General features: G+C 70.2%; 23 protein-coding genes. 12 read left to right on the forward strand and 11 right to left on the reverse strand.

Going from position 1 to position 21,886, the window contains the following annotated elements; genetic code table 11:
* Positions 1–69: 69 nt before the first annotated feature.
* Both TTY48_RS20320 and TTY48_RS20325 read left to right on the forward strand, forming a co-directional pair.
* Entirely contained in the window at positions 70–894 is an 825-nt protein-coding gene (locus TTY48_RS20320; RefSeq protein ID WP_220659422.1) for a helix-turn-helix domain-containing protein, read from the forward strand.
* Entirely contained in the window at positions 891–1,691 is an 801-nt protein-coding gene (locus TTY48_RS20325) for a crotonase/enoyl-CoA hydratase family protein (RefSeq protein WP_220659423.1), read from the forward strand. The genes TTY48_RS20320 and TTY48_RS20325 overlap by 4 nt, the downstream gene beginning before the upstream one ends.
* Here the strand turns inward: TTY48_RS20325 and TTY48_RS20330 are convergent.
* Positions 1,678–2,235, reverse strand: coding sequence for a helix-turn-helix domain-containing protein (locus TTY48_RS20330; protein WP_220659659.1), 558 nt, complete (start codon positions 2,233–2,235; stop codon positions 1,678–1,680). The two genes, TTY48_RS20325 and TTY48_RS20330, sit on opposite strands and share 14 nt — an antisense overlap.
* Before the next feature lie 151 nt (positions 2,236–2,386).
* Here TTY48_RS20330 and speB point away from each other — a divergent pair, with 151 nt between their 5' ends.
* Genes speB through TTY48_RS20350 form a run of 4 tightly spaced genes read left to right on the forward strand, consistent with a single transcriptional unit; the run spans position 2,387 to position 7,324 of the window.
* Positions 2,387–3,349: an agmatinase gene (gene speB, locus TTY48_RS20335; RefSeq protein WP_220659424.1), complete on the forward strand. Its 963-nt coding sequence runs from the start codon at positions 2,387–2,389 to the stop codon at positions 3,347–3,349.
* Positions 3,346–4,806, forward strand: coding sequence for an amino acid permease (locus TTY48_RS20340; RefSeq protein ID WP_220659425.1), 1,461 nt, complete (start codon positions 3,346–3,348; stop codon positions 4,804–4,806). The genes speB and TTY48_RS20340 overlap by 4 nt, the downstream gene beginning before the upstream one ends.
* The gene (locus TTY48_RS20345) at positions 4,803–5,630 is read left to right on the forward strand and encodes a carbon-nitrogen hydrolase family protein (RefSeq protein WP_220659426.1); all 828 of its coding nucleotides are present in this window, start codon (positions 4,803–4,805) and stop codon (positions 5,628–5,630) included. The genes TTY48_RS20340 and TTY48_RS20345 overlap by 4 nt, the downstream gene beginning before the upstream one ends.
* Positions 5,627–7,324 carry a flavin monoamine oxidase family protein gene (locus TTY48_RS20350; protein ID WP_374758734.1) on the forward strand — a complete coding sequence of 566 codons (1,698 nt, stop codon included), beginning with the start codon at positions 5,627–5,629 and terminating at the stop codon, positions 7,322–7,324. Before TTY48_RS20345 ends, TTY48_RS20350 begins: the two co-directional genes overlap by 4 nt.
* Positions 7,325–7,327: 3 nt before the next feature.
* On the opposite strand, the gene TTY48_RS20355 is transcribed toward TTY48_RS20350, so the two are convergent.
* Positions 7,328–8,794 carry a cytochrome P450 gene (locus tag TTY48_RS20355; protein ID WP_220659427.1) on the reverse strand — a complete coding sequence of 489 codons (1,467 nt, stop codon included), beginning with the start codon at positions 8,792–8,794 and terminating at the stop codon, positions 7,328–7,330.
* Between the two features lie 61 nt (positions 8,795–8,855).
* The gene (locus TTY48_RS20360) at positions 8,856–9,008 is read right to left on the reverse strand and encodes a hypothetical protein (RefSeq protein WP_220659428.1); all 153 of its coding nucleotides are present in this window, start codon (positions 9,006–9,008) and stop codon (positions 8,856–8,858) included.
* Positions 9,009–9,183: 175 nt separating this feature from the next.
* Between TTY48_RS20360 and TTY48_RS20365 the strand changes: the two genes are divergently transcribed.
* The gene (locus TTY48_RS20365; protein ID WP_220659429.1) at positions 9,184–10,347 is read left to right on the forward strand and encodes a sensor histidine kinase; all 1,164 of its coding nucleotides are present in this window, start codon (positions 9,184–9,186) and stop codon (positions 10,345–10,347) included.
* Entirely contained in the window at positions 10,344–11,012 is a 669-nt protein-coding gene (locus TTY48_RS20370; protein ID WP_220659430.1) for a response regulator transcription factor, read from the forward strand. The genes TTY48_RS20365 and TTY48_RS20370 overlap by 4 nt, the downstream gene beginning before the upstream one ends.
* 6 nt (positions 11,013–11,018) lie before the next feature.
* On the opposite strand, the gene TTY48_RS20375 is transcribed toward TTY48_RS20370, so the two are convergent.
* On the reverse strand, positions 11,019–11,810 hold the full coding sequence (locus TTY48_RS20375; RefSeq protein WP_220659431.1) for a crotonase/enoyl-CoA hydratase family protein: 792 nt from the start codon (positions 11,808–11,810) through the stop codon (positions 11,019–11,021).
* Between the two features lie 101 nt (positions 11,811–11,911).
* Here TTY48_RS20375 and TTY48_RS20380 point away from each other — a divergent pair, with 101 nt between their 5' ends.
* Positions 11,912–12,502 (forward strand): HhH-GPD-type base excision DNA repair protein, encoded by a 591-nt coding sequence (locus tag TTY48_RS20380; protein ID WP_220659432.1) that lies wholly within the window; start codon positions 11,912–11,914, stop codon positions 12,500–12,502.
* Entirely contained in the window at positions 12,499–13,167 is a 669-nt protein-coding gene (locus tag TTY48_RS20385; RefSeq protein ID WP_220659433.1) for a hypothetical protein, read from the forward strand. The genes TTY48_RS20380 and TTY48_RS20385 overlap by 4 nt, the downstream gene beginning before the upstream one ends.
* 6 nt (positions 13,168–13,173) lie before the next feature.
* Here the strand turns inward: TTY48_RS20385 and TTY48_RS20390 are convergent, their stop codons facing one another.
* The 6 genes from TTY48_RS20390 to TTY48_RS20415 form a co-directional block, all read right to left on the reverse strand.
* Positions 13,174–13,857 carry a hypothetical protein gene (locus TTY48_RS20390; RefSeq protein WP_220659434.1) on the reverse strand — a complete coding sequence of 228 codons (684 nt, stop codon included), beginning with the start codon at positions 13,855–13,857 and terminating at the stop codon, positions 13,174–13,176.
* A 41-nt stretch (positions 13,858–13,898) separates the two neighbouring features.
* Positions 13,899–14,222: a hypothetical protein gene (locus tag TTY48_RS20395; protein WP_220659435.1), complete on the reverse strand. Its 324-nt coding sequence runs from the start codon at positions 14,220–14,222 to the stop codon at positions 13,899–13,901.
* 83 nt (positions 14,223–14,305) lie between these two features.
* A complete protein-coding gene (locus TTY48_RS20400; protein WP_220659436.1) occupies positions 14,306–14,581 on the reverse strand; it encodes a DUF3618 domain-containing protein in 276 nt (91 codons plus the stop codon).
* A gap of 18 nt (positions 14,582–14,599) precedes the next feature.
* A complete protein-coding gene (locus tag TTY48_RS20405; protein WP_220659437.1) occupies positions 14,600–15,571 on the reverse strand; it encodes a PE-PPE domain-containing protein in 972 nt (323 codons plus the stop codon).
* Positions 15,572–15,678: 107 nt separating this feature from the next.
* Positions 15,679–16,482, reverse strand: coding sequence for an Fpg/Nei family DNA glycosylase (locus TTY48_RS20410; RefSeq protein ID WP_220659438.1), 804 nt, complete (start codon positions 16,480–16,482; stop codon positions 15,679–15,681).
* Positions 16,483–16,965: a ribose-5-phosphate isomerase gene (locus TTY48_RS20415; protein ID WP_220659439.1), complete on the reverse strand. Its 483-nt coding sequence runs from the start codon at positions 16,963–16,965 to the stop codon at positions 16,483–16,485. It lies immediately after the preceding gene.
* A 452-nt stretch (positions 16,966–17,417) separates the two neighbouring features.
* Between TTY48_RS20415 and TTY48_RS20420 the strand changes: the two genes are divergently transcribed.
* The gene (locus tag TTY48_RS20420) at positions 17,418–18,419 is read left to right on the forward strand and encodes a M48 family metallopeptidase (RefSeq protein ID WP_255585895.1); all 1,002 of its coding nucleotides are present in this window, start codon (positions 17,418–17,420) and stop codon (positions 18,417–18,419) included.
* A gap of 71 nt (positions 18,420–18,490) precedes the next feature.
* Here TTY48_RS20420 and TTY48_RS20425 read toward each other — a convergent pair whose 3' ends face one another.
* The gene (locus tag TTY48_RS20425) at positions 18,491–19,123 is read right to left on the reverse strand and encodes a DsbA family protein (RefSeq protein ID WP_220659440.1); all 633 of its coding nucleotides are present in this window, start codon (positions 19,121–19,123) and stop codon (positions 18,491–18,493) included.
* 157 nt (positions 19,124–19,280) lie between these two features.
* Between TTY48_RS20425 and pepN the strand changes: the two genes are divergently transcribed.
* Positions 19,281–21,848 carry an aminopeptidase N gene (gene pepN, locus TTY48_RS20430; protein WP_220659441.1) on the forward strand — a complete coding sequence of 856 codons (2,568 nt, stop codon included), beginning with the start codon at positions 19,281–19,283 and terminating at the stop codon, positions 21,846–21,848.
* The last annotated feature ends 38 nt before the right edge of the window (positions 21,849–21,886 follow it).

A 21,886-nucleotide genomic window follows, 5' to 3' on the forward strand; every position in this document is an offset into this window, starting at 1 on the left:
ACCGTGCACACACAGCGTCCGGCAATCGAAATCCGGCCGATGATCTTCGAGAATCGGTACGCTGGCCCCGTGCGCAACATCCCCATCGCCACGATCGAGGAGCTGCCGAGGGATGTGCTCCCCGTGGGCACCGACTACGCCGACGGGTACGTGCTGGACTGGCACCGGCACCGTCGAGCCCAGTTCCTCTACAGCGCAACCGGAGTCATGCAGCTCGAGACCTCCGGCGGAGCGTGGTCCGTGCCCACCGACCGCGCGGTCCTCATCCCTCCGGGTGAGCGGCATCTGATGCGCACTCATCACGTGAGCACACGCAGCCTGTACATCGAACCCGCCGCCGTGCCGTGGTGGCCGCAGCAGTGCACCGTGGTCGATGTGACCCCACTCCTGCGCGAACTCCTCCTCACCGCAGTGGAATTCGACGAAGACTACGACACCGCCGGCCGCGACGGCGCGGTGATCACACTGATGCTCCATGAGATCGCCGCGCTCGCCCCGCTCCCGCTGCACGTTCCACTCCCGGCGGACCCCGAGTTGTCGGCCCTGTGCCGCGATTACCTCGCTGCGCCCGATGTGGCGATCGACAACGCCGCCTGGGCCGCCCGCGTCGGCCACAGCGAGCGCGCCTTCACCCGACGATTCCGGGTGCAGACGGGGACGGCCCCGGCGCAGTGGCGCCGCCGGGCGCGATTACTCGCGGCACTGCCGATGTTGCGCACCGCCACCGTCTCCGAGACCGCCTCCGCCCTCGGTTATGCCACGCCCGCCGCGTTCACCGCGGCATTCACCGCCGAATTCGGGCTTCCACCGTCCCGCGCGAGCGGTGCGTGGCCCTCGCGGGAACACGGGACCGGCACCGCCAGTACCGCTGCACGGCTTAGGGTCGAGCCATGACCGAGCCACTGCTGATCGAGCGCGACGGCACCGTCGTGACCTGGACGCTCAACGATCCCGCCGCCCGCAATCCCGTGTCCGACGAGGCCGTGATCGCCGCCATCGAGACCGCCGTCGCCGACGTGAACCGGGACGATTCGGTGCGCGCGGTGATCCTCACCGGAGCGGGTTCGGCGTTCAGCTCGGGCGGCAACGTCAAGCACATGCGCGACAGGGAGGGCATGTTCGGCGGCACACCCACCGAACAGCGGCAGGGCTATCGCCATGGCATCCAACGCATCCCACGCGCCCTGTACCACTGCGAGGTTCCCACGATCGCCGCGGTCAACGGCCCCGCGATCGGGGCCGGCTGCGATCTGACGATGATGTGCGATCTGCGGGTCGCGTCCACCCGCGCGGTCTTCGCCGAGAGCTTCGTCAAGGTGGGACTGATCCCGGGCGACGGCGGCGCGTGGCTGCTCCCCCGCATCGTGGGAATGGCCCGCGCCACCGAGATGGCGTTCACCGGCGAGGCGATCGACGCGCAGACCGCGCTCGATTGGGGCATCGTGTCGAGCGTCGTCGAACCGGACGATCTGCTGCCCGCCGCCCGGGCGCTGGCGGACCGGATCGTCGCCAACCCGCCGCAGGCGCTGCGGATGACGAAGCGATTGCTGCGCGAGGGCCAGCATCAGAGCCTGGATGCGCTCCTCGAACTCTCGGCCGCCATGCAGGCCATCGCGCACACCACCGCCGATCACCATGAGGCCGTGGCCGCGATGCTCGACAAGCGGCCGCCCGAGTTCACCGGGCGGTAGACCGCTCCCCACCCGGTAGTGCGGGGGCCATCACCCAGAGCACCCGGGCACCGTCGGGTCCGGCGCGGAAGGTGTGCGGCGCCCCCGGATCGAAGGTGAGCGCGTCTCCCGCCGCGAGATCGACGGTGCGGTCGGGCGGGAAGCCCAGCCGCAGCGTGCCGCCCTGGACCAGGACGAACGAGACCTCGGCGGGGAGCCCGTAGGCGTCATCGCCGCTGCCGCCGCCCGGCTCGATGTCGCTGAGCAGTACTTGCACGCGTCGCTCACCGACCGGGGTCAGCAGATACTCGGCGAGTCCGGTACCGCCGAACCGGATACGCGGGTACGCGTCCGCGCGCACCACATCGCCGCCGGTCCCGCCGTCGAAGAGCGAACCCACCGGAACATCGAGAACACTGCACAACTTGATAAGCGTTCCCACGGAGGGCGCCGCCAGGCCGCGCTCGATCTTCGAGAGGTACCCCTTGGTGACCCCGACGCCGTCGGCGACATCGGCCAGGGTCAACCGCCGCGATCGTCGCGCCGCATTGAGCGCCGGGCCCATCCGATCCGGCGCTGCCAGAACGGCATCCGCACCGACGGTAGCGTCGTCCAACACCGGTATCCTTTCATGAAACTCGAGTTGACATCCCGGTCGGTGTCCCACACTATGTGATCCAACCCACAAACGCAGCCCTGTGCGAGAGGATCGACCCGTGCCCCACGACTCCCAGCCCATCGGCCCCGTCGACGCCAGCGCGATCCCCCGCTATTGCGGACCGGAGACCTTCGCGCGCCTACCCCGCCTCGACCAGGTGGACTCCGCCGCGGTCGCGGTGCTCGGCATCCCGTTCGACAGCGGGGTGAGCTACCGCCCCGGCGCACGGTTCGGCCCCGGCCACATCCGCGCCTCCTCCAAGCTGCTGCGCCCGTACAACCCGGCCCTCGACGTCTCGCCGTTCGCGGTGCATCAGGTGGCCGACGCGGGCGATCTGCCGGTGAATCCGTTCAACATCGAAGAGGCGCTCGCCACGGTGCAGGCCGAGATCTCCCGCCTGCGGTCGGCCGGCTCGAAGGTGCTCACCCTCGGCGGCGATCACACGCTCGCGCTGCCCATCCTGCGCGCCGTCGCCGCCGACCGCGGCCCCGTCGCCGTGCTGCACTTCGATGCCCACCTGGACACCTGGGACACCTACTTCGGCGCCCCCTACACGCACGGCACGCCGTTCCGCCGGGCCAGCGAGGAAGGGCTGATCGACCTGCACCGCTCGATGCACATCGGCATCCGCGGCCCGCTCTACAGCGAGCAGGACCTCACGGACGACGGCGTGCTCGGCTTCCAGGTGGTGCGCTCGGACGACTACGAGAACGACGGCCTGGACGCGGTGATCGAACGCATGCGTCGCCGCCTGGGCGACGGCCCCGTGTACGTCTCCGTGGACATCGACGTCCTCGATCCCGCGCACGCCCCCGGCACCGGCACCCCCGAGGCCGGCGGCATGACGAGCCGCGAGCTGCTCAACACCCTCCGCGCACTGGTCGGCACCGATGTGGTGGGCGCCGACGTCGTCGAGGTCGCACCGCCGTACGACCACGCCGAACTCACCGGCATCGCTGCGGCACACGTCGCCTACGAGCTCCTCTCGGTGCTCGCGCGCAACGAAGCGGCGAATCGATGACGATCATGGACGCGCTGGTGGCGCGCAAGCCGGTCGACCGCATCCTGGCCGACAGCGCCGCCGAACACGGCGACGGCCCCACGCTGAAGCGCTCGATGGGCCTCGGGCACCTCACCGCGCTCTCCATCGGCGCCTCCCTGGGCACCGGCATCTTCGTGATCCTCGGCGAGGCGACGCCCGAGGCGGGCCCCGCCGTGATCGTCGCCTTCATCCTGGCCGCCGTGACCGCGCTGTTCTCCGCCCTGTCCTACGCCGAGCTCGCCGGCACCATCCCCGTCTCCGGCAGCGCCTACTCCTACGCCTACGCGACCATCGGCGAGTTCTTCGCCTGGGTCTGCGGATGGTGCCTCCTGCTGGAGTACGGCGTCTCCATCGCCGCGGTCGCCGTCGGGTGGGGCCAGTACATCAATGAGCTCTCCCGCGCGCTGTTCGACGTGGAGCTGCCGACCGCACTCTCCGCGCCGCCGGGCGACGGGGGCCTGGTCAACGTTCCCGCGATGGTGATCGTCGCCCTGGCCTGCCTGATCCTGGTGGGCGGCGCCACCGAGAGCGCGCGCCTGAACACCGCCATGGTGATCCTCAAGGTGTGCATCCTGGTGTTCTTCTGCGCCATCGCCTTCACCGCCTTCAAGGCGAGCAACCTGTCGCCGTTCATGCCCTTCGGCACAGCGGGAGTGTGGACCGCGGCAGCGATGGTGTTCTTCTCCTACATCGGATTCGACGCGGCCTCCACCGCAGGCAACGAGGCCAAGGACCCGCGCCGCGACCTGCCGCGCGCGATCATCCTCTCGCTCGGCATCATCACCGTGCTGTACTGCCTGGTCGCCCTCGCCGCCGTGGGCGCGATGCCCTGGCAGGAATTCGGCGGCACGGAGGCCTCACTCGCCAAGGTGCTCACCGATGTCACGCAGAGCACCTGGCCCGCCGTGGTGCTGTCCATCGGCGCCGTGATCGCCATCGCGAGCGTGGTGCTCGCCGTCATGTACGGCCAGACCCGCATCCTGTACACCATGGGCAAAGACGGCCTGGTGCCGTCGGTGTTCGCGAAAGTCAATGCACGCACCCGGGTTCCGGTGCGCAACATCCTCATCGTCGGGACGATCGTGGCACTGCTCGCCGGCCTGGTGCCGCTGGGCGAGCTGGCCAACGCCACCTCGATCGGATCACTGTTCGCCTTCGCGCTGGTCAACATCGGCGTGATCGTGCTGCGCAACACCCGGCCCGATCTCGATCGCACCTTCACCACCCCCTTCACCCTGAAGATCCCCTACGACGGCCGCACCTTCCAGCTGCCGCTGGTCCCCGTCGCGGGTGTCGCCTTCTGCAGCTACCTCATGTCGAAGATGCAGGCGCCCACCTGGATCGCCTTCACCCTCTGGACCCTCGTGGGGCTCGGCGTGTACTTCGCCTACGGCTACCGCAAGTCCCGGCTGCGGACCACTGAGACGTCGGCATGACGGTCACCGTCGCGATGTACCAGGGACCGTTCGGCACCGGTCCCGATGCCGACGTCAGCCGCAACCTCGCAGCCATCGAGGACGCGGCCGCACGAGCGGCCACGGCCGGTGCGGACGTTCTCGTGACGCCCGAGCTGTCGATCACCGGCTACGACATCGGTCCCGCCGCGGCGGAACTCGCGCGCCCGCGCGGTGGCGAGTACCACGCCGAGATCGGGGCGCTCGTCGCGCGGTTCGGCATCGCCATCCTGTTCGGCTACCCGGAGAGCGACGGCGGCGCGGTGTACAACGCCGCCGCCGTGCTCGCGCCGGACGGACCCCACGCCTGGCGGGAACTGGCCCACTACCGCAAGACGCACCTGTTCGGCGATCTCGACCGCGCGGTCTTCGCGCCGGGCCACGACCTCACCGTGACCTTCCCCTTCGGCGATCTCACGTGCGGCCTGCTCACCTGCTACGACGTCGAGTTCCCGGAGGCGGTGCGGGCCCACGCCGATGCCGGAACCGACCTGCTCCTGGTGCCGACGGGACTCATGGAGCCCTTCGGCGTGGTCGCCGAAGTGCTGGTGCCCGCGCGGGCCTATGAGAGCCAGATGTACATCGCGTATACCAACCACTGCGGCCGGGAGCTATCGCTGCAATACTGCGGCCTGAGCACCGCTGCGAACCCCGACGGGACCGTCGCAGCACGTGCCGGACGCGGGGAAGCGCTCGAACTGTTCACCGCCGATGGCGCGGCCCTCGCGACCTCGCGCACCGTCAACACCCACCTGCGCGATCGGCGCACCGACCTGTATGACACCCGGAAAGGACCCGCACGGTGACCCAGCCCGCGATGCCCGCCCACTCGGACGAGGATCCCCGCCCGCTCACGATGTTCGGGCCGGACTTCCCCTTCGCCTACGACGACTGGGTATCGCACCCCGACGGCCTCGGGAGCATCCCCGAGGAGGCGCTCGGCACCGAGGTCGCCGTGATCGGCGGCGGACTCTCCGGACTCACCGCAGCCTATGAACTGGCGAAGCTCGGCCTCAAGCCCGTTGTGTACGAAGCCGACCGGATCGGCGGACGCATGCGCAGCGACCGGTTCGAGGGCTACTCCGACGAGCTCGTCGCGGAGATGGGCGCCATGCGGTTCCCGCCGTCGTCGACCACGCTGCAGCACTACTTCGACGCCATGGGACTGCAGACGCACGCCTTCCCCAACCCGCTCTCGGAAGCCACCCCCAGCACCGTGATCGACCTCAAGGGGCACAGCCACTACGCGCACACCGTGGACGATCTGCCGCCCGAGTACGGCGAGGTGGCACGGGCGTGGGATGCGACGCTGGCCGACTACGCCGACGCCGCCGAGCTCCAGGACGCGATCCGCGATCGCGACGCGCAGCGGATCCGCGCCGTGTGGTCGCGCCTGGTGGACCAGCTCGACGATCAGACCTTCTACGGATTCCTCACCGCCTCCGAGCACTTCCGCTCGTTCGCACACCGGGAGCTGTTCGGTCAGGTGGGATTCGGCACCGGCGGCTGGGACACCGACTACCCGAACTCGATGCTGGAGATCCTCCGCGTCACCTGCACCGCGGCCGACGATCATCACCGCGGAGTGGTAGGTGGATCGGACCAGTTACCGAAGCGACTGTGGGACACACCGTTCGACGGTGAGCGGTCTGTCCGCGACCTCAACGGCGGCGAGCACCGTCCGGCGGTCACCGCTATCCGGCGCACCTCGGGGCCCGACGGCGGGCCGCGCTACACCATCGTCGATGCGGGCGGCGAGACCCGCACCTACCCCGCCGCGATCTTCACCGGTCAGTCGTGGATGCTGCTCAACACCATCGACTGCGACGACGATCTGCTGCCGATCGATCACTGGACCGCGGTGGAGCGCACGCACTACATGGGCAGCTCCAAGGTCTTCGTCCTCGTCGACCGGCCGTTCTGGCGCGATCAGGACCCGGCCACCGGCCGCGACACCATGTCGATGACGCTCACCGACCGGATGAGCCGCGGCACCTACCTGCTCGATCACGGTCCGGACAGCCCCGCAGTGATCTGCCTGTCGTACACCTGGTCCGACGATTCGCTCAAGCTGCTCCCGCTCGACGTGAACGCCCGCATGGACCTGATGCTCAAGTCCCTAGGTGAGATCTACCCGAACGTCGACATCCGCAGCCACGTGATCGCCACCCCGAAGACGGTGTCGTGGGAGACCGAGCGCTACTTCATGGGTGCGTTCAAGGCGAACCTCGCGGGCCACTACCGGTATCAGGAGCGGCTCTTCACGCACTTCAAGCAGGACCGCCTCGATCCGCGGCACCGCGGCTTCTTCCTGGCCGGCGACGACATCTCGTGGACGGCCGGCTGGGCCGAGGGCGCCCTCCAAACCGCACTCAACGCGGTCTGGGGCGTCGTGCGCCACCTCGGCGGCGCCTCGCACGCGAGCAACCCCGGCCCGGGCGATGTCTTCGACGAGATCGCCCCGGTGCGGCTCGGCGACGAACGCGGTTCCCGCGCCTGACCGTCAGCGCCGCGCCACCGCCGTCACCAATCCCCCGTCGCCCGGGATCATGGTGACGTTGCGGTGCTGCGGGCGCTCCGGAGCCGCGTCGGTCATCGCGAGGTCTGTGCGCGTGAGGATCTCGGTGACGACCACGCGCAGCTCGGCGAGTGCGAGACCGGCGCCGAGGCACCGCCGGTTGCCGCCGCCGAAGGGCATCAGCCGCTGCGGCGACGGGCGGACGCCGAGGAACCGCTCGGGGTCGAAGGCGAAGGGCCGCGGGTACAGGTCGTCGCGGTGGTGCAGCAGCAGGATCGACACCAGCGCCACGATGCCCTCGTCCACCGCCCACGGGCCGAACCGCCAGGGGGTCAGGAGCTCCCGCGCGACTGCGGGGACCACCGGGCGGCTGCGCATCGACTCGTTGAGCAGCGCGTCGATATAGGCCTCGTCGCCGGTGCGTGCCGCCTCGACGGCGCGCGCGTACACCTCGGGATTGCGCGTGAGCCGCTCGAAGGTCCACGCCACGCTGTTCGAGGTGGTCTCGTGGCCGGCGAGCACGAGGGTCAACAACTCATCGCGGATCTCGCTGTCCGACAGCGGCGCACCGTTGTCTCCACGTGACGCCATGAGCACGGTGAGGATGTCGCTGCGTCCGGCGCCGTCGGCACCGTCGGCCCCCTCGCGGCGGCGCTCGGCGATCACCGCGTAGATCGCCCGATCGAGCGGGCGGAGCACCAGCTTGAGCACGCCGCGCGGTTCGGGACTGCGGGCGTTGAGCAGTTGGACGAGCGGAGCGAACTTCTTCGTCGACAGCCGCAGTAGACGCACCATCGCCGTGCGGACCGCCGTTTCGGCCCTCGTCGCGGACGAAGCCCCCTCGATCCCGAAGACGGCGGACATGATCACGTCCAGGGTGATCGCCTGGCCGATATCGGCCAGGGCCACCGGCTCCCCGGGAAGCCACTCGTCGATCCGATGGGCGGTGGCCTCCTCGATCCGCTGCTGATAGGCCGTCACGGCACGGCCGTGGAACTGCGGCAACAGCAGTCCGCGTTGCTGTTTGTGCCGGGCGCCGATCGAGGTGAGCACCGAATCCGGGCCGATGATGGGGCGCAGCGGCGAGAATCGCGTGGCCGACGGCGCGAGATCGGGAGCGGACATCACCGACGCGATATGGGCGGGGTTGGAGAGGAACACGGCCCGGCCCGGCCCTCCGAGGAAGTCCGCCCGATAGACCTCGCCGAGGCGGGCGGTGCTGCGGAACATCAGGTCACCCTCGCGGAGCACGAATCCGACCGAGGTCCGCACCGCGTCGCCCGCGACGCGCGGCGCCGGTGCCAGGCCGGCGATCGATTCGAGCGGGCCGGCCTCGTCCGCCGTTTCGCCGGACGACCGGATACCGCTCGCGGCGTCCGCCGGACGGAGGTGCCACGCGTACTCGGGGATGCCGAGTGAGCGAGTCATGGTGCGGGTGAGCGTCGTGGTCATCGAAGGTCCTCCTGCGTCGATTGTGCGGAACGCCGTCGTTCCGCGGGGCGGCTCCGGCGGATCAGACCAGGAGTCCGCGTGCGCCACGCGCACCCGAATCCCGTTCCCCCTGGGCCCGGTGCCGGTCCCGCGCGCGGAAGTCGAGTCCGTCGCTGTCGTGGGTCAACCACGCCAGCACGACGATGAAGGCGACGATGAGATAGACGGTGAGCATCTCCGACTCCGTTCCTGAGCCCGCGGTCTGTGTTCGCGGTCACATTCGACGCTATCGACCGTGCCCGTGCAGGTCAGCGTGCCCAGGGAGGAACTCGGCATCCGTCCTGAGGAGGGGACGAAGATCCGCCCCAGGACGGGCGACGGAGCTTGCACCGGAGGCTACGATCCATCGCATGCGCGGGCTGAGATGGCTGGAGGCGCGGTACCGCACGGTGCTGGCCCGGCTCGGCTACGAGTACCCGCCGTACTACATGCTGATCACCGAGTCGGCGATGGTGGCGCTGACCATCGGTGCCGCGGTGCCCCGCTTCCTCGCCGGACCGCAGGGGCAGCAATGGATCTGGCTGATCGCCGCGGTCGTACTGTCGGCCGCGCACATGGAGGCCGCACTGATCCGCGCCGGAACCGTGTCGATCACCGCCCACACCGCGGTCACCATCGCCACCTCCGCCCTGTTCTGGACGGTGTACACCCCGTACGACGTGGTCCCGCTCATCGTCGTGCTCGGCATGACCCAGGTGGCCGCGGTCTCGCGGTCGAGGACCACGGCGCTGCACCTCATCGCGTACGAGGCGTTGATCCTCGGCGCCGGACTCACCGGGGCGATCCACCAGGCCTGGCTCATCGGATTCACCGTCGCGTTCGGCGCCGCCGTCGGCCGACTGCTGCAGAACCAGCTGCTGCTCCTGCGGGCCGAACGCGATGCGCAGGCCGCACGGATTTCGCTGGACCGCGCGACGATCGCCGGCGAGGTGCACGACGTGGTCGCGCACTCACTCGCCGTGGTCCTGCTCAACGTCACGGCCGCCCGGCGGTCCCTCGAAGCCGACGACGACCGGGACGAGGCCGTCGATGCGCTGCGCGACGCCGAGACGCAGGGCCGCACCGCGATGAACGACATCCGCCGCACGATCGAGCTGCTCCGCACCGAGGGCAGTGACGCCGCACAGCCCGGGATCGCCGACATCCCCGAACTGGTCGCCTCCTACGAACGCGCCGGTCTGCCGGTGGAACTCGACCTCCTGGCACCCGCCGATCCGCTGCCGGCGAGCAGCGGCCTCGCCGCCTTCCGCGTGGTCCAGGAGTCGCTCGCCAACGCCGTGAAACACGCCCCGGGCGCCCGAGTGGACGTCGCCGTCGCTCCCGAGCCGGGGCGGGGTGTCTCGATCCGGGTCAGCTGTCCCGTGCCCGACGGTGCGCGGCGCTCCCCCGGCGGCTCGGGCCTGGCGGGAATGCGTGCCCGGGTGGAGAGCGCGGGCGGCACGCTCGAAGCGGGTCCCGTGCACGGAATCTGGCTGGTGGCCGCCACCTTCCCGACGGCCGAGGAGAACCGATGACCGACGAGCCGATCCGGCTGGTGCTGGTGGACGATCAGGACCTGGTGCGCGTGGGCCTGCGCCGGATCCTGCGGCGGCGCGACGGCTTCGAGGTGGTCGCCGAATGCGCCGACGGCGATGAGGTTCCCGATGCCGTGGCCGCAGCGCGGCCCGATGTGGTGCTCATGGATCTGCGGATGAAGCGCACCAGCGGTATGGAGGCCACTCGGCGGCTGGCCGCGCAGGTGGACGCGCCGCCGGTGCTGGTGCTCACCACGTTCCGCGACGACGACCTGCTCTCGTCCGCGCTCCGGGCGGGGGCCGCGGGATTCGTGCTGAAGGACTCACCCGCGGAGGAGCTGATCCGAGCGGTCCGGCTGGTCGCGGCGGGCGAGGCCGTCCTCGACCCCGCCGTCACCGGTCGGGTCCTGCAGACCTACCGCGCCGCACAGGAATCCGACACCACCCCGCCCACGGCACCGGATCCGCTCACCGCCCGGGAGGCCGATGTGCTGGCGCTCGTCGGCCGCGGTCTCTCGAACGACGACATCGCCGCCGAGCTGGTGATCTCGATCGTGACCGTGAAGAGCCACATCGGATCGATCTTCACCAAGCTCGGCGTGCGCAACCGCGCGGAGGCCATCGTGTGGGCCTTCGACAACGGCGTGGTCCGGCCGCGCGGCTGAGCGGGATCAGGACCGCTCGACGAAGTCCGGCTTCTCCTTCTTGATCGCCGCGTTCCGGGCGATCGCGTGGTTCTTGCCGCGCAGCAGACCCAGCTGCAGCGCCTGCTCCACCGGGAAGGACAGCCGCGAGCCGCTGTACCAGGTGTTCTCGAACAGCGCCTTGGAAGCGGCGACCGCATCGGGCGAACGCTCCTTGAGCTTCGCGATGAGCGCGAGGGCGTCCTTCATCGGATCGGCGGAGACGCCGGTCACCAGACCCCACTCGAGCGCCTGCTTCGCGGTGAACATCTCACCGGTCATGGTGAGCCGCTTCGCGAGATCGATCGTGGTGAGCTGCGCGATCGACGCCGACAGCGACATGTCGGGGATCAGGCCCCACTTCGCCTCGAGGATCGAGAAATCGGATTCGCTCGATGCGAACCGGAAGTCCGCGCCCAGCGCGATCTGCAGGCCGCCGCCGTAGCAGTGCCCGCGCACCACGGCGATCACCGGCGCCGGCACGCTGCGCCACGCCCAGCCCGCGGCCTGGAAGTTGTTCGCGGCCGAGATGCGCTTGGGCACGAAGTTCATGAACAGGCGACGCTGCTCCTTGCCGGCCGAGGCGAAGTCCAGACCGGAGCTGAACGAGCTACCCTCGCCGCTGATCACCACGGCGCGCAGCGAGCGGTCGTTCTTCGCGCGATCAGCCGCCTTCGCCAGATCGTCGATCATGTCCAGGGTGAGGCCGTTGTGCTTCTCGGGGCGGTTGAGTCGCACGTAGGCGACCTCGTCGCGCACCTCGTAGTCGATGTCCGACATTCGCTTCTCCTCGATTCCTCGTCATGCGTCCCGATATGGAAGCAGCCTATCCGCCGCGTTGGTCCGCGTACGGGAAGGCGCGGCTCGGTAAACTCGGCGACATGGCCGTCACCTTGCACATCACGGGGGAACCCGAGTCGGACGCCGTCCTCTCCGAGTACCCGTTCGCGCTGCTCGCGGGCATGCTGCTGGATCAGCAGTTCCCCATGGAGCGGGCCTTCGCCGGTCCGTGGAAGGTGCTCGACCGCTTCGGCAGCATCGATCCGAGGGACATCGCCGCAGCGGATCCGGTCCGATTCGAGGAACTGTGCACCACGCCCCCGGCGATCCACCGGTACGGCCGGGCCATGGCCGCGCGGCTGCAGGCGCTGGCACAGATCGTGGTGGACGAGTACGACGGCGAGGCCGAACGCATCTGGACCGAGGCGAAGTCGGGAGACGATCTCGTCAAACGGGTCGAGGCCCTGCCCGGGTTCGGCGCGCAGAAGGCGAAGATCTTCGCCGCCCTCGTCGGCAAGCAGTTGGGTGTGAAGCCCCGTGGCTGGGCCACGGCGGTGGGCGACTACGGCAAGGCCGGGTACCGCTCGGTGGCCGATGTGGTGGACGGCGAGTCGCTGCAGAAGGTGCGCACGCACAAGAAGGAGATGAAGGCTGCCGCGAAGAAGGCCGCGAGCGAGAAGGCAGGGGCATGACCGGACCGGGTAACCAGAACGATCCGCGGTACGAATCGGGTCAGGCGTACTCACAGGCGATTCCGCTGCCGACACCGCCGCGCGGCCCGGCCGCTCCCGGCGCGGTACCCGGAGCTCCGCCGCCGCCCCCGCAGAAGCCGAACTCGGGCCGCAACGTGATCGTGGGTCTGGTCGCGGCGGCCGCCGTCGTCGCACTCACCGCGGCGATCGTGGTGGCGGCGCTGTTGAGCGGCTCGAAGGACGGCGACGACAAGAAGGCCGCACCCGCCTCGAACAACAGCGCCCCCGCACAGTTCCGCCCCAACGACTGCCTCTACGACGTGCCGGAATCGCCCAAGGTCGGGAACTGCGACGACGGCGGGTCCCCGTACAAGGTGACGCAGGTGATGCCGGTCGGCGAGAAGTGCCAGGAGAAGCAGGCCTCGTTGCCCGACGGCAAGCGCTGGTACTGCCTGACACCCAATCTCAATGTGAACTACTGCTACACGACCCCGGTGCAGGGGACGTGGATCAAGGCCGCACCGCGGTGCGGCGAGCCCGGCACCATCGCGGTGGTCTCCGTGGTCCCCGGATTCAAGGACCCGAAGCGGTGCTCGGCCGGCGGCGACGTGGTGTACACCTTCGATGAGCCCGTCTACACGGTGTGCGCGAAGTCCTACACGTGACGCGCGTCAGTGGTCGCCGGCGTCGCGGACGTCGGTGACCTCGATCTCGGCGACCTCGGCGTCCACGACCGCGGCGGGCCGCGCCCGTCGCGGCGGCTGACCGGCGGCCCGCGCCACCTCGCTGGCGGTGCGCAGCGCGAACTTCGGCAGGCTCGAGAGCAGATCGCCCACCGGTTCGGCGACGGTGTTGGCGGCACCGACCACGCCCTCGATGTCGACGATCCGCTGATTCATCGCCGAGATCGTGGGGGTGAGGCGGTTGAGTGCGTCGGTCATATCGGCGAGCCGCTGCATCACGCCGTCCTCCGCGGTGAAGGTCTCCACGATGCCGCCCTCGCGGGTGGCCCGGTCGAGCGGTCCGCCGGGCTTGATCACCCGGTCCACCGGGCCGTCCTCGTCGAACAGGTCCGCCACGCGATGACCGGCCCCCTGCTCGCCGACCAGCCGGTCGATCGCGCCGCCCGCGCTCAGCAGGTCGGACATGCGGTGCACGATGAACGGAACCCGCTGGACCGCGGTCACGATGTTCTCGTGGCGCACGTCCTTCTCCGCCTTGGGATCGAGCCGATCGGCGGCCATGCCCACCACATCGCGGGCCATCGCGGCGGTCTGCTCGGCGGCGGCCAGGCCCAGACCCGCCGCGGCGAGGCCAAGACGGGCCGGGGCCGCCAGCACCTTCGGAATCTCCATGGATCCAGAGTAGCGCCGGTCTCGGGCGAGGCGGCGGCGTCTCAGACGCCGGGGGTCGGGCTCACCACGTAGGTGACATCGCCGGCGTTCGAGGAGATGGCCACGGTGAAGCCGCGGCCGCGGTACACCGCGCCCACCGCGCCGGCGTCGAGGGGGACGTTCGGGGCGACCGGCGCCAGACCGGCGTCGAGCAGGGCACGGGAACCGGCGATGGTGTCGTCACCCGCCACGGTGATCCGCCACATCACGTGGCCCACCTCGATGGTCTCGGCCTTGCGGATCTCCCCCACCACCGGGACCTGGCCTGCGGGGTAACCGTCGGGAAGGCGGGTGGGGCCGCTCGTCGGCTCGCTGCACCCCGCCACCAGGACGGAGACGACAAGGGCGGCGCCGATACCGGCACCGCCCTTGATCGCTGTCCTGCCGGGCCGGGCCCGGATCGCGCGGATCAGACCGAGATCTTCCCGTCGGCCAGCGCGCGGATGATCTTCTTCTCGCGACGGCCGCGCTTGAACCGCGATCCCACGGCGAGCACGGCGAGCAGCGCCACCCCGGCGGCCGCGGCCAGCACGGGCGGCTTGGTCAGCGTGGAGACCACCGACTGCTGCGCCTGGGCGGCCAGCTTCTTGGGGTCCGCGCGCTCACCCAGCTGATCCAGCGTCGCCGCCAACTGCTCACGGGCGCGCTCGATGTCGCGCTCGATGCTCTCGGTGTCACGTGCCACGAGCTTCTACCTCCGGGGTCAGCCTGCTTCGGAATACTTCTCCGACAATAGACCAGCACGCTCGTCCGCACCGCTGCGCGGGGCCCGGATCGCGAAGGTCGCCTGCACCTGCAGCCTCTGGGCCAGCAGCTCACAGCCCGTCAGCTGGTAGTCCTCGTGGCGCAGCCGGGTCAGCGGTTCGGTCGCGTACGCCACGTGCCTGCTGCCGCGCAGGTTGTAGTCCCGGCCCCGGAACTTCACCCGCGGCAGGTACCCGAGGATCTCGCGACCGGCGGTGCGCAGCCGGACCACATCACGGCGCCACTGTTGCGAACCGAACGCGGTGCGGGTGGCGTTCTGGAACTTGTCGCCGAGGTAGCCGCCGAGCGCCCGCGGGGCCCAGGTCGCCAGATCCCGCAGTGTGAGCAGTGCGGTCGCGTCGGCGATATCTCGGACGAAGGAGTCGATGCTGGCATTGCAGATCACGTCCTGCGGATGCGAGATCCACTGGACCGGAAAGTCATCCGGGATGGGCGGACCGTCGCCCGCCACCCCTGATCCGGCGAGCGCGGGGTCGCTGCCCCGGGGGCGTTCGGGGTCGGAGACCAGGCCCGCCGCCGCCACGTTCGGCGCGACGAGTTCGCCGGTGGCCAGTGCGCCCAGCACCCGGCGCACCACGGTGCAGCCCTGCGAGTAGCCGATCAGCGCGACCGGCCCATCGGTCTCGGCGATCGCGGCGGTGAGCCGCTCGACGCCGATCGCCACCGACTCGGCGAAGGAGATGCCGTCCCGGGCGGGGACCGGCCCGTACGAGGCCGGATAGCCCACCCAGCGGGCGGCGAAGCGTTCGTCGAGCTCGGCGACCACGTGGCTGAGCATGCCGGTGACCTCGGTACGGACGTCGTCGATCGCCGACTCGCCCGTCCCGCCGACCGCGAGCACGGTGATCTCCGCCCGGCCCGGGCTTGCCAGGTGCCGAGCCTGCTTGGTGGGAACGGTGACCGCGTCCATGGCTCCGACTCTTGTCGGCCCACCTGAACGGGGCCTGAAGAAGCAGTTAAGGATTCCGTGATGTGTCGCAGATAACAGTGCAGGTCACAGGCTCGACGGCGGCACAGTCAGGACTGACAGGTGGGACACCAGTAGAGGTTGCGGGCCTCCATCGTCGCGGTGCGCACCGGCGTTCCGCACACCCGGCAGGGCTCGCCGGTGCGCCGGTAGACGTACGTCCTGGGCCGGTCGGGTGCGTACGAGGGTGCGCCGTGGTCGTCCTCGGCGCGCACCACGTGCATCCGACCGCGCTCGACGCCGATCGGCATGAGGGCCACCAGGTCGGCCCAGATCCCGTCGAACTCGTCGCGGGTCAGGCTCCGGCCCTCGCGGTGCGGGTCGATGCCGGCGCGGTAGAGCACCTCGGCCCGGTAGACGTTCCCGACGCCCGCGAGCACCTTCTGGTCCATGAGCAGTGCCCCGATCGGGCGGCGGGAGCGGCTGATCGGCCGCCACGCGTCGTCGGGATCGGACTCGGCGCGCAGCGGGTCGGGCCCGAGGCGGGCGAGCACATCGTCGACCTGCTCCTCCGAGACGAGCTGGCACGCCGTGGGGCCGCGCAGGTCGGTGCCGCCGTTCGGCCCGACGATGCGCATGCGCACCTGGCCGACCGGAGCGGGCGCGGCACCGTCGATCAGGTCGAACTCGGTGAAGGAGCCGTACAGCCCCAGGTGCACGTGCACGATCGCGCCACCGGCATAGCGGTGCCACAGGTGCTTGCCCCAGGAGTCGGCGCGTTCGAAGACGCGGCCGTCGATTCGGGCGGCCTCCGGGGCGAAGCGCCCCTGGGGGCTGGAGACGTGAACGCCCTCGCCCGCGAACAGTGCGTCGTGGGCGAGGGCGAGCCGATGGAGTGTGTGCCCCTCGGGCAATTAGGCCTCGGGCGAGCCGGGGACGGCCGGCGCGACACCGGTCCGCTCGTACTCGGAGAGGATGTCGATGCGGCGCTGGTGACGCTCCTCGTCCGACCACGGGGTGGCGAGGAAGGCGTCCACGATGGCCAGTGCCTCGTCGACACTGTGCATGCGGCCGCCCAGGCCGATCAGCTGCGCGTTGTTGTGCTGGCGCGCCAGCTGCGCGGTCTCCACGCTCCACGCCAGCGCGCAGCGCGCCCCGGGAACCTTGTTCGCGGCAATCTGCTCGCCGTTGCCGCTGCCGCCGAGCACGATGCCGAGGCTGCCCGGATCGGCGACGACGCGCTTGGCCGCGTCGATGCAGAACGCGGGGTAGTCGTCGAGGGCGTCGTAGGTGTGGGCACCGCAGTCGACCACCTCGTGGCCGGCGTCGGTCAGGTGCTGAGCGATCTGGGACTTGAGTTCGAATCCGGCGTGGTCGCCGCCGAGGTAAACGCGCATGAATACAAGTTTTGCACGCGTCGCCTTAGCGCTCGACGGCGGCACAGCCTAGATTCGATGGCATGGATGACAGCACCGAGCAGACCCCGGGCGGGAAACCGGACGACGGTTCCGCCCCCACCGAGTCCGCCCGCAGCACCGGCTCCGCCTTCGGAACGGACTCGACGAGCATGCCCGCCACCGGCACGTTCCCGGTCGTCCAGCCGAGCGGCACCGGTGGGACCGACGCCGGATCGGACGCCACCACCGCGGCCTTCCCCGCGGCGGACTTCCCCACCGAGCAGCACAGCAACGTGCCGCACCACGCGCTGCCGCATCTCGGTGCGCACGATCCGGCGGTCACCGCCGGGCACACGCAGGGCACCGTCCCGCCGCAGTACCCGGGCGGCCCCGTCGCCCCCGCGTACCAGCCGCCGCGCTACGCGGACGCGCCCCGCCGACACCCGGGTGAGATCCCGCTGCTGATCCTGGTGATCCTCACGACCGCTGTGATCTACGTTGGCTCGCTGGTCCTGGTGCTGCTCGGTTCGCTGAGCTCGTACGCGCTGGTGGTGCTCGCACTCCCGCTGATCCTGTTCATCGGCCGAGGCCTGAACTGGGCCAGCCCGCGCGTGCAGGGCATTCAGATGACGCCCACGCAGTTCCCCGAGGGCTATCAGATCGTGCGCGACGCCGCGGCCCGCTACGGCCTGCGCGAGGTGCCCGACGCCTTCGTGGTGATCGGCAACGGCCAGATCAACGCCTTCGCCTCCGGCCACACCTTCCGCCGGTTCGTGGTGGTCTACAGCGACCTGTTCGAGATCGGCGGCAAGGCCCGCGACCCCGAGGCCCTCGCGTACATCATCGGCCACGAGGTGGGCCACATCGCCGCCGGCCACGTGTCCTACTGGCGGCAGATCGGCTCGTTCGCGATGAGCTACCTCCCCGTGATCGGTCCGGCGCTGTCCCGCTCGCAGGAGTACACCGCCGACAACTACGGCTACTTCAACCAGCCCTCGGGCGTCACCGGCGGCATGGGTCTGCTGGGCGCCGGCAAGTACCTCGGCAAGCAGATCGACTTCGATCAGCTCGCCGACCGGGCCACCACCGACCGCGGCTTCTTCACCTGGCTGGTGAACCTCATGGCCTCGCACCCGGTGCTCACCTGGCGCGCCGCCGCGCTGCGCAACCGCACCAAGGCGGGGTCGCTGTTCTTCGCCCCGGGCCAGACGGTCCGCGGGGTCGGCGGCGGCGCCGTGGTCCCGTCGGGTCCCGTGCCCACGTTCAACACGCAGGAGGTGCTGGCGCCGGCACCCGGCCAGCAGCCGGCGCACCAGCTGCCGCCCGGCGGGCACCCGGCACACGCGCTGCCGCCCCACCAGGGACAGGCCCCGCAGGGGCAGGTCCCGCCCCAGCAGGGCCCGGATCAGACCCCTCCGACGCCGCCGGCTCCCCCGGCGCCGCCCGCGTCCTAGCAGCGACACACGAAACCCCCGGTTCACGGTCGAACCGGGGGTTTCGTCGTCGTACGGCCGATCGTCGGGGGTCAGTCGAACTGCGGGTCCTCGTGACGAGTGCGCTTCAGCTCGAAGAAGTGCGGGTAGCTCGCCAGCAGAACCGTTCCGTCCCACACCTTTCCGGCGACCTCACCGCGCGGGATGCGCGAGAGCACGGGGCCGAAGAAGGCGACGCCGTTGACGTGGATCGTCGGCGTGCCCACATCGGGCCCCACCTTGTCCATACCCGCGTGATGGCTGGCGCGCAGGGCCTCGTCGTACTCGGTGCTCGTCGCCGCCTCCGCGAGGTCGGGCTCCAGCCCCGCCTCGGCGAGAGACTCGGCGATGATCGCTGCGTTGTCCTTCTCACCGCGATTGTGGATACGGGTGCCGAGCGCGGTGTACAGCGGCGCGAGCACCTGATCGCCGTGCCGCTGGGCGGCGGCGATCAGGACGCGCACCGGGCCCCACGCCGTCGTCATCAGCTCGCGGTAGATCTCCGGCAGGTCGTCGCGGCCCTCATTGAGCACGGCGAGACTCATCACGTGGAAGTTCACGTCGATGTCGCGGACCTTCTCGACCTCCAGGATCCAGCGGGAGGTGATCCAACACCACGGACACAGCGGGTCGAACCAGAAGTCGACGCGGTCCCGGGACGGGGTGGTCGGGGCGGTTTCTGTCACGGATTCTCCTAGGGCGAACGGATTCGACGGCACCTCTTGCACTACGTCCAACGCACGGCACCCCCAACCGCTTCCCGCGCACGCGCACGACGGTGCGAGGTGGCATTGTGGAGCCGAGCCGAAGTAGTCCGTGTACGAGCATGAAGGAGCGTCGCCCTTGTCCGCCCCCAATCTCACCCAGGTCCAGGCCGCCGAGCGCGCGAGCATCGTCGATGTGGCCCGCTACGCCATCGACCTCGACCTCACCGACGGGTCGAACTCCCCCGGTACCGGCACCTTCGGTTCCACGACCACGATCACCTTCGGCGCCACGGCCGGGGCCGAGACCTTCATCGATCTGATCGCCTCGGACGTGACCGCCACGCTCAACGGGGCACCGGTGGACGTTTCCGGCTACACCGAGGAGCAGGGCCTGCGCCTGACCGGTCTGGCGGAGCAGAACGAGCTCGTGGTCTCCGGCCAGTTCCACTACTCGAACACCGGCGAGGGCCTGCACCGCTTCACCGATCCGACCGACGATGCGGTGTACCTGTACTCGCAGTTCGAAACCGCCGACGCCAAGCGGATGTTCGCGTGCTTCGACCAGCCCGACCTCAAGGCCGTCTTCGACGTGACGGTCACGGCGCCGTCGTCCTGGACCGTGGTGAGCAACGGCGCCGAGTCCGCCACGGCGACGCTCGCCACCGGGGCGCAGCGGTGGACCTTCGTGACCACGGAGCCGATGTCGACCTACCTGGTGGCCCTCATCGCCGGACCGTACGCAGTGTGGAAAGACGCGTACACCGACGAGCACGGCACCATCGACCTGCGGCTGTTCTGCCGCGCGAGCCTCGCCGAGCACATGGACCCGGAGCGGCTGTTCACCGAGACCAAGCAGGGTTTCGGCTTCTACCACAAGAACTTTGGCATCCCCTACGCCTTCGGCAAGTACGACCAGCTGTTCGTGCCCGAGTTCAACGCGGGCGCGATGGAGAACGCGGGCGCCGTGACCTTCCTGGAGGACTACGTCTTCCGCTCGAAGGTCACGCGGTACCTGTACGAGCGGCGCTGCGAGACCGTGCTGCACGAGATGGCGCACATGTGGTTCGGCGACCTGGTGACCATGCGCTGGTGGGACGACCTGTGGCTGAACGAGTCCTTCGCCACCTTCGCCTCGGTGCTCAGCCAGGCGGAGGCCACCGAGTACACCTCGGCGTGGACGACCTTCGCCAACGTCGAGAAGTCGTGGGCGTACCGGCAGGACCAGCTCCCGTCGACGCACCCCGTGGCCGCGGACATCCCGGACCTGCAGGCGGTGGAGGTCAATTTCGACGGCATCACCTACGCCAAGGGCGCCTCGGTGCTCAAGCAGCTCGTCGCGTACGTGGGCCTCGATCCCTTCCTCGCGGGGCTGCGGGCGTACTTCGCCGAGCACAAGTTCGGCAACGCCACCTTCGACGATCTGCTGCGGGCGCTGGAGGCGTCGTCGGGCCGCGATCTGTCCGGCTGGGGTGCGCAGTGGCTCAAGACCACCGGCATCAACATCCTTCGCCCGGACTTCGAGCTGGACGATCAGGGCCGGTTCACCCGGTTCACCATCGTCCAGGAGGGCGCGCAGCCCGGTGCCGGCGAGACCCGCACGCACCGTCTGGCCGTGGGCGTGTACGCCGATCAGGGCGGCAAGCTGGTGCGCACGAAGCGGGTCGAGCTCGACGTCGAGGGCGAGCGCACCGATGTGGCCGAGCTGGTGGGCGTTGACCGGGGCGAGCTGGTGCTGATCAACGACGACGATCTGACCTACTGCTCGGTGCGGCTGGACCCGGTGTCGCTGGCCACGGTCACGAACCGGATCGCCGATATCGCCGATTCGCTCCCCCGCACCCTGGGCTGGTCGGCCGCGTGGGAGATGACTCGGCAGGCCGAGATGAAGGCCCGCGATTTCGTGACGCTGGTGCTGGGCGGCATCGGCGCCGAGACCGAGGTCGGAGTGGTGCAGCGCGTGGTGCTGCAGGCCCAGACCGCCGTCGAGGCGTACGCCGATCCGGCCTGGGCCGCGGCGGAGGGGCGGGACCGCCTGGCCTCGGGCCTGCTGCAGCTGGCCCGCGATGCGGAGGCGGGTTCCGACTTCCAGTTGGCCTTCGTCAACGCGCTCGCCACCTCGGCGCTGGGCACCGACCAGGTGCAGGTGCTGCGGTCGCTGTTCGACGGTGCCGATCCCGCCTCGGTGGGGCTCGCGGGGCTGTCGGTGGATACGGATCTGCGCTGGCGGCTGGTGAACGCTCTGGCGCGCTCGGGTGCGCTCACGGCCGATGAGATCGAGGCCGAGGTGCTGCGCGATCCCACGGCGGCCGGTGAGCGGGCGGCGGCGACCGCGCTGGCGGCGCGTCCGGATGGCCGGGTCAAGGAGGAGGCCTGGGAGAAGGTCTTCGGCGACGATTCGATCTCCAACACCATGACGCGCGCGATCTCCGCGGGCATCGCGGCACCGGGGCAGGCCGAGCTGCTGGCCCCGTTCACCGCGCGCTACTTCGCCGCGATCGACGAGGTGTGGAGCCGCCGGTCGTCCGAGGTGGCGCAGACCGTGGTGATCGGCCTGTACCCCAGCTGGGACATCTCCGACGGTGCCGTGGCCGCCGCCGACGCGTGGCTGGCCGGGGAGCACCCGTCGGCACTGCGCCGTCTGGTTCTGGAGGGTCGCGACGGCGTCGTCCGGTCGCTGCGGGCGCGGGCCTTCGACGCCGGCTGATCCACGCGACGCCGCGGCCCCCGGGATCGAATCGATTC

Origin of the sequence: Tsukamurella sp. TY48, from assembly GCF_019656655.1 — a bacterium.
GTDB classification, from domain to species: domain Bacteria; phylum Actinomycetota; class Actinomycetes; order Mycobacteriales; family Mycobacteriaceae; genus Tsukamurella; species Tsukamurella strandjordii.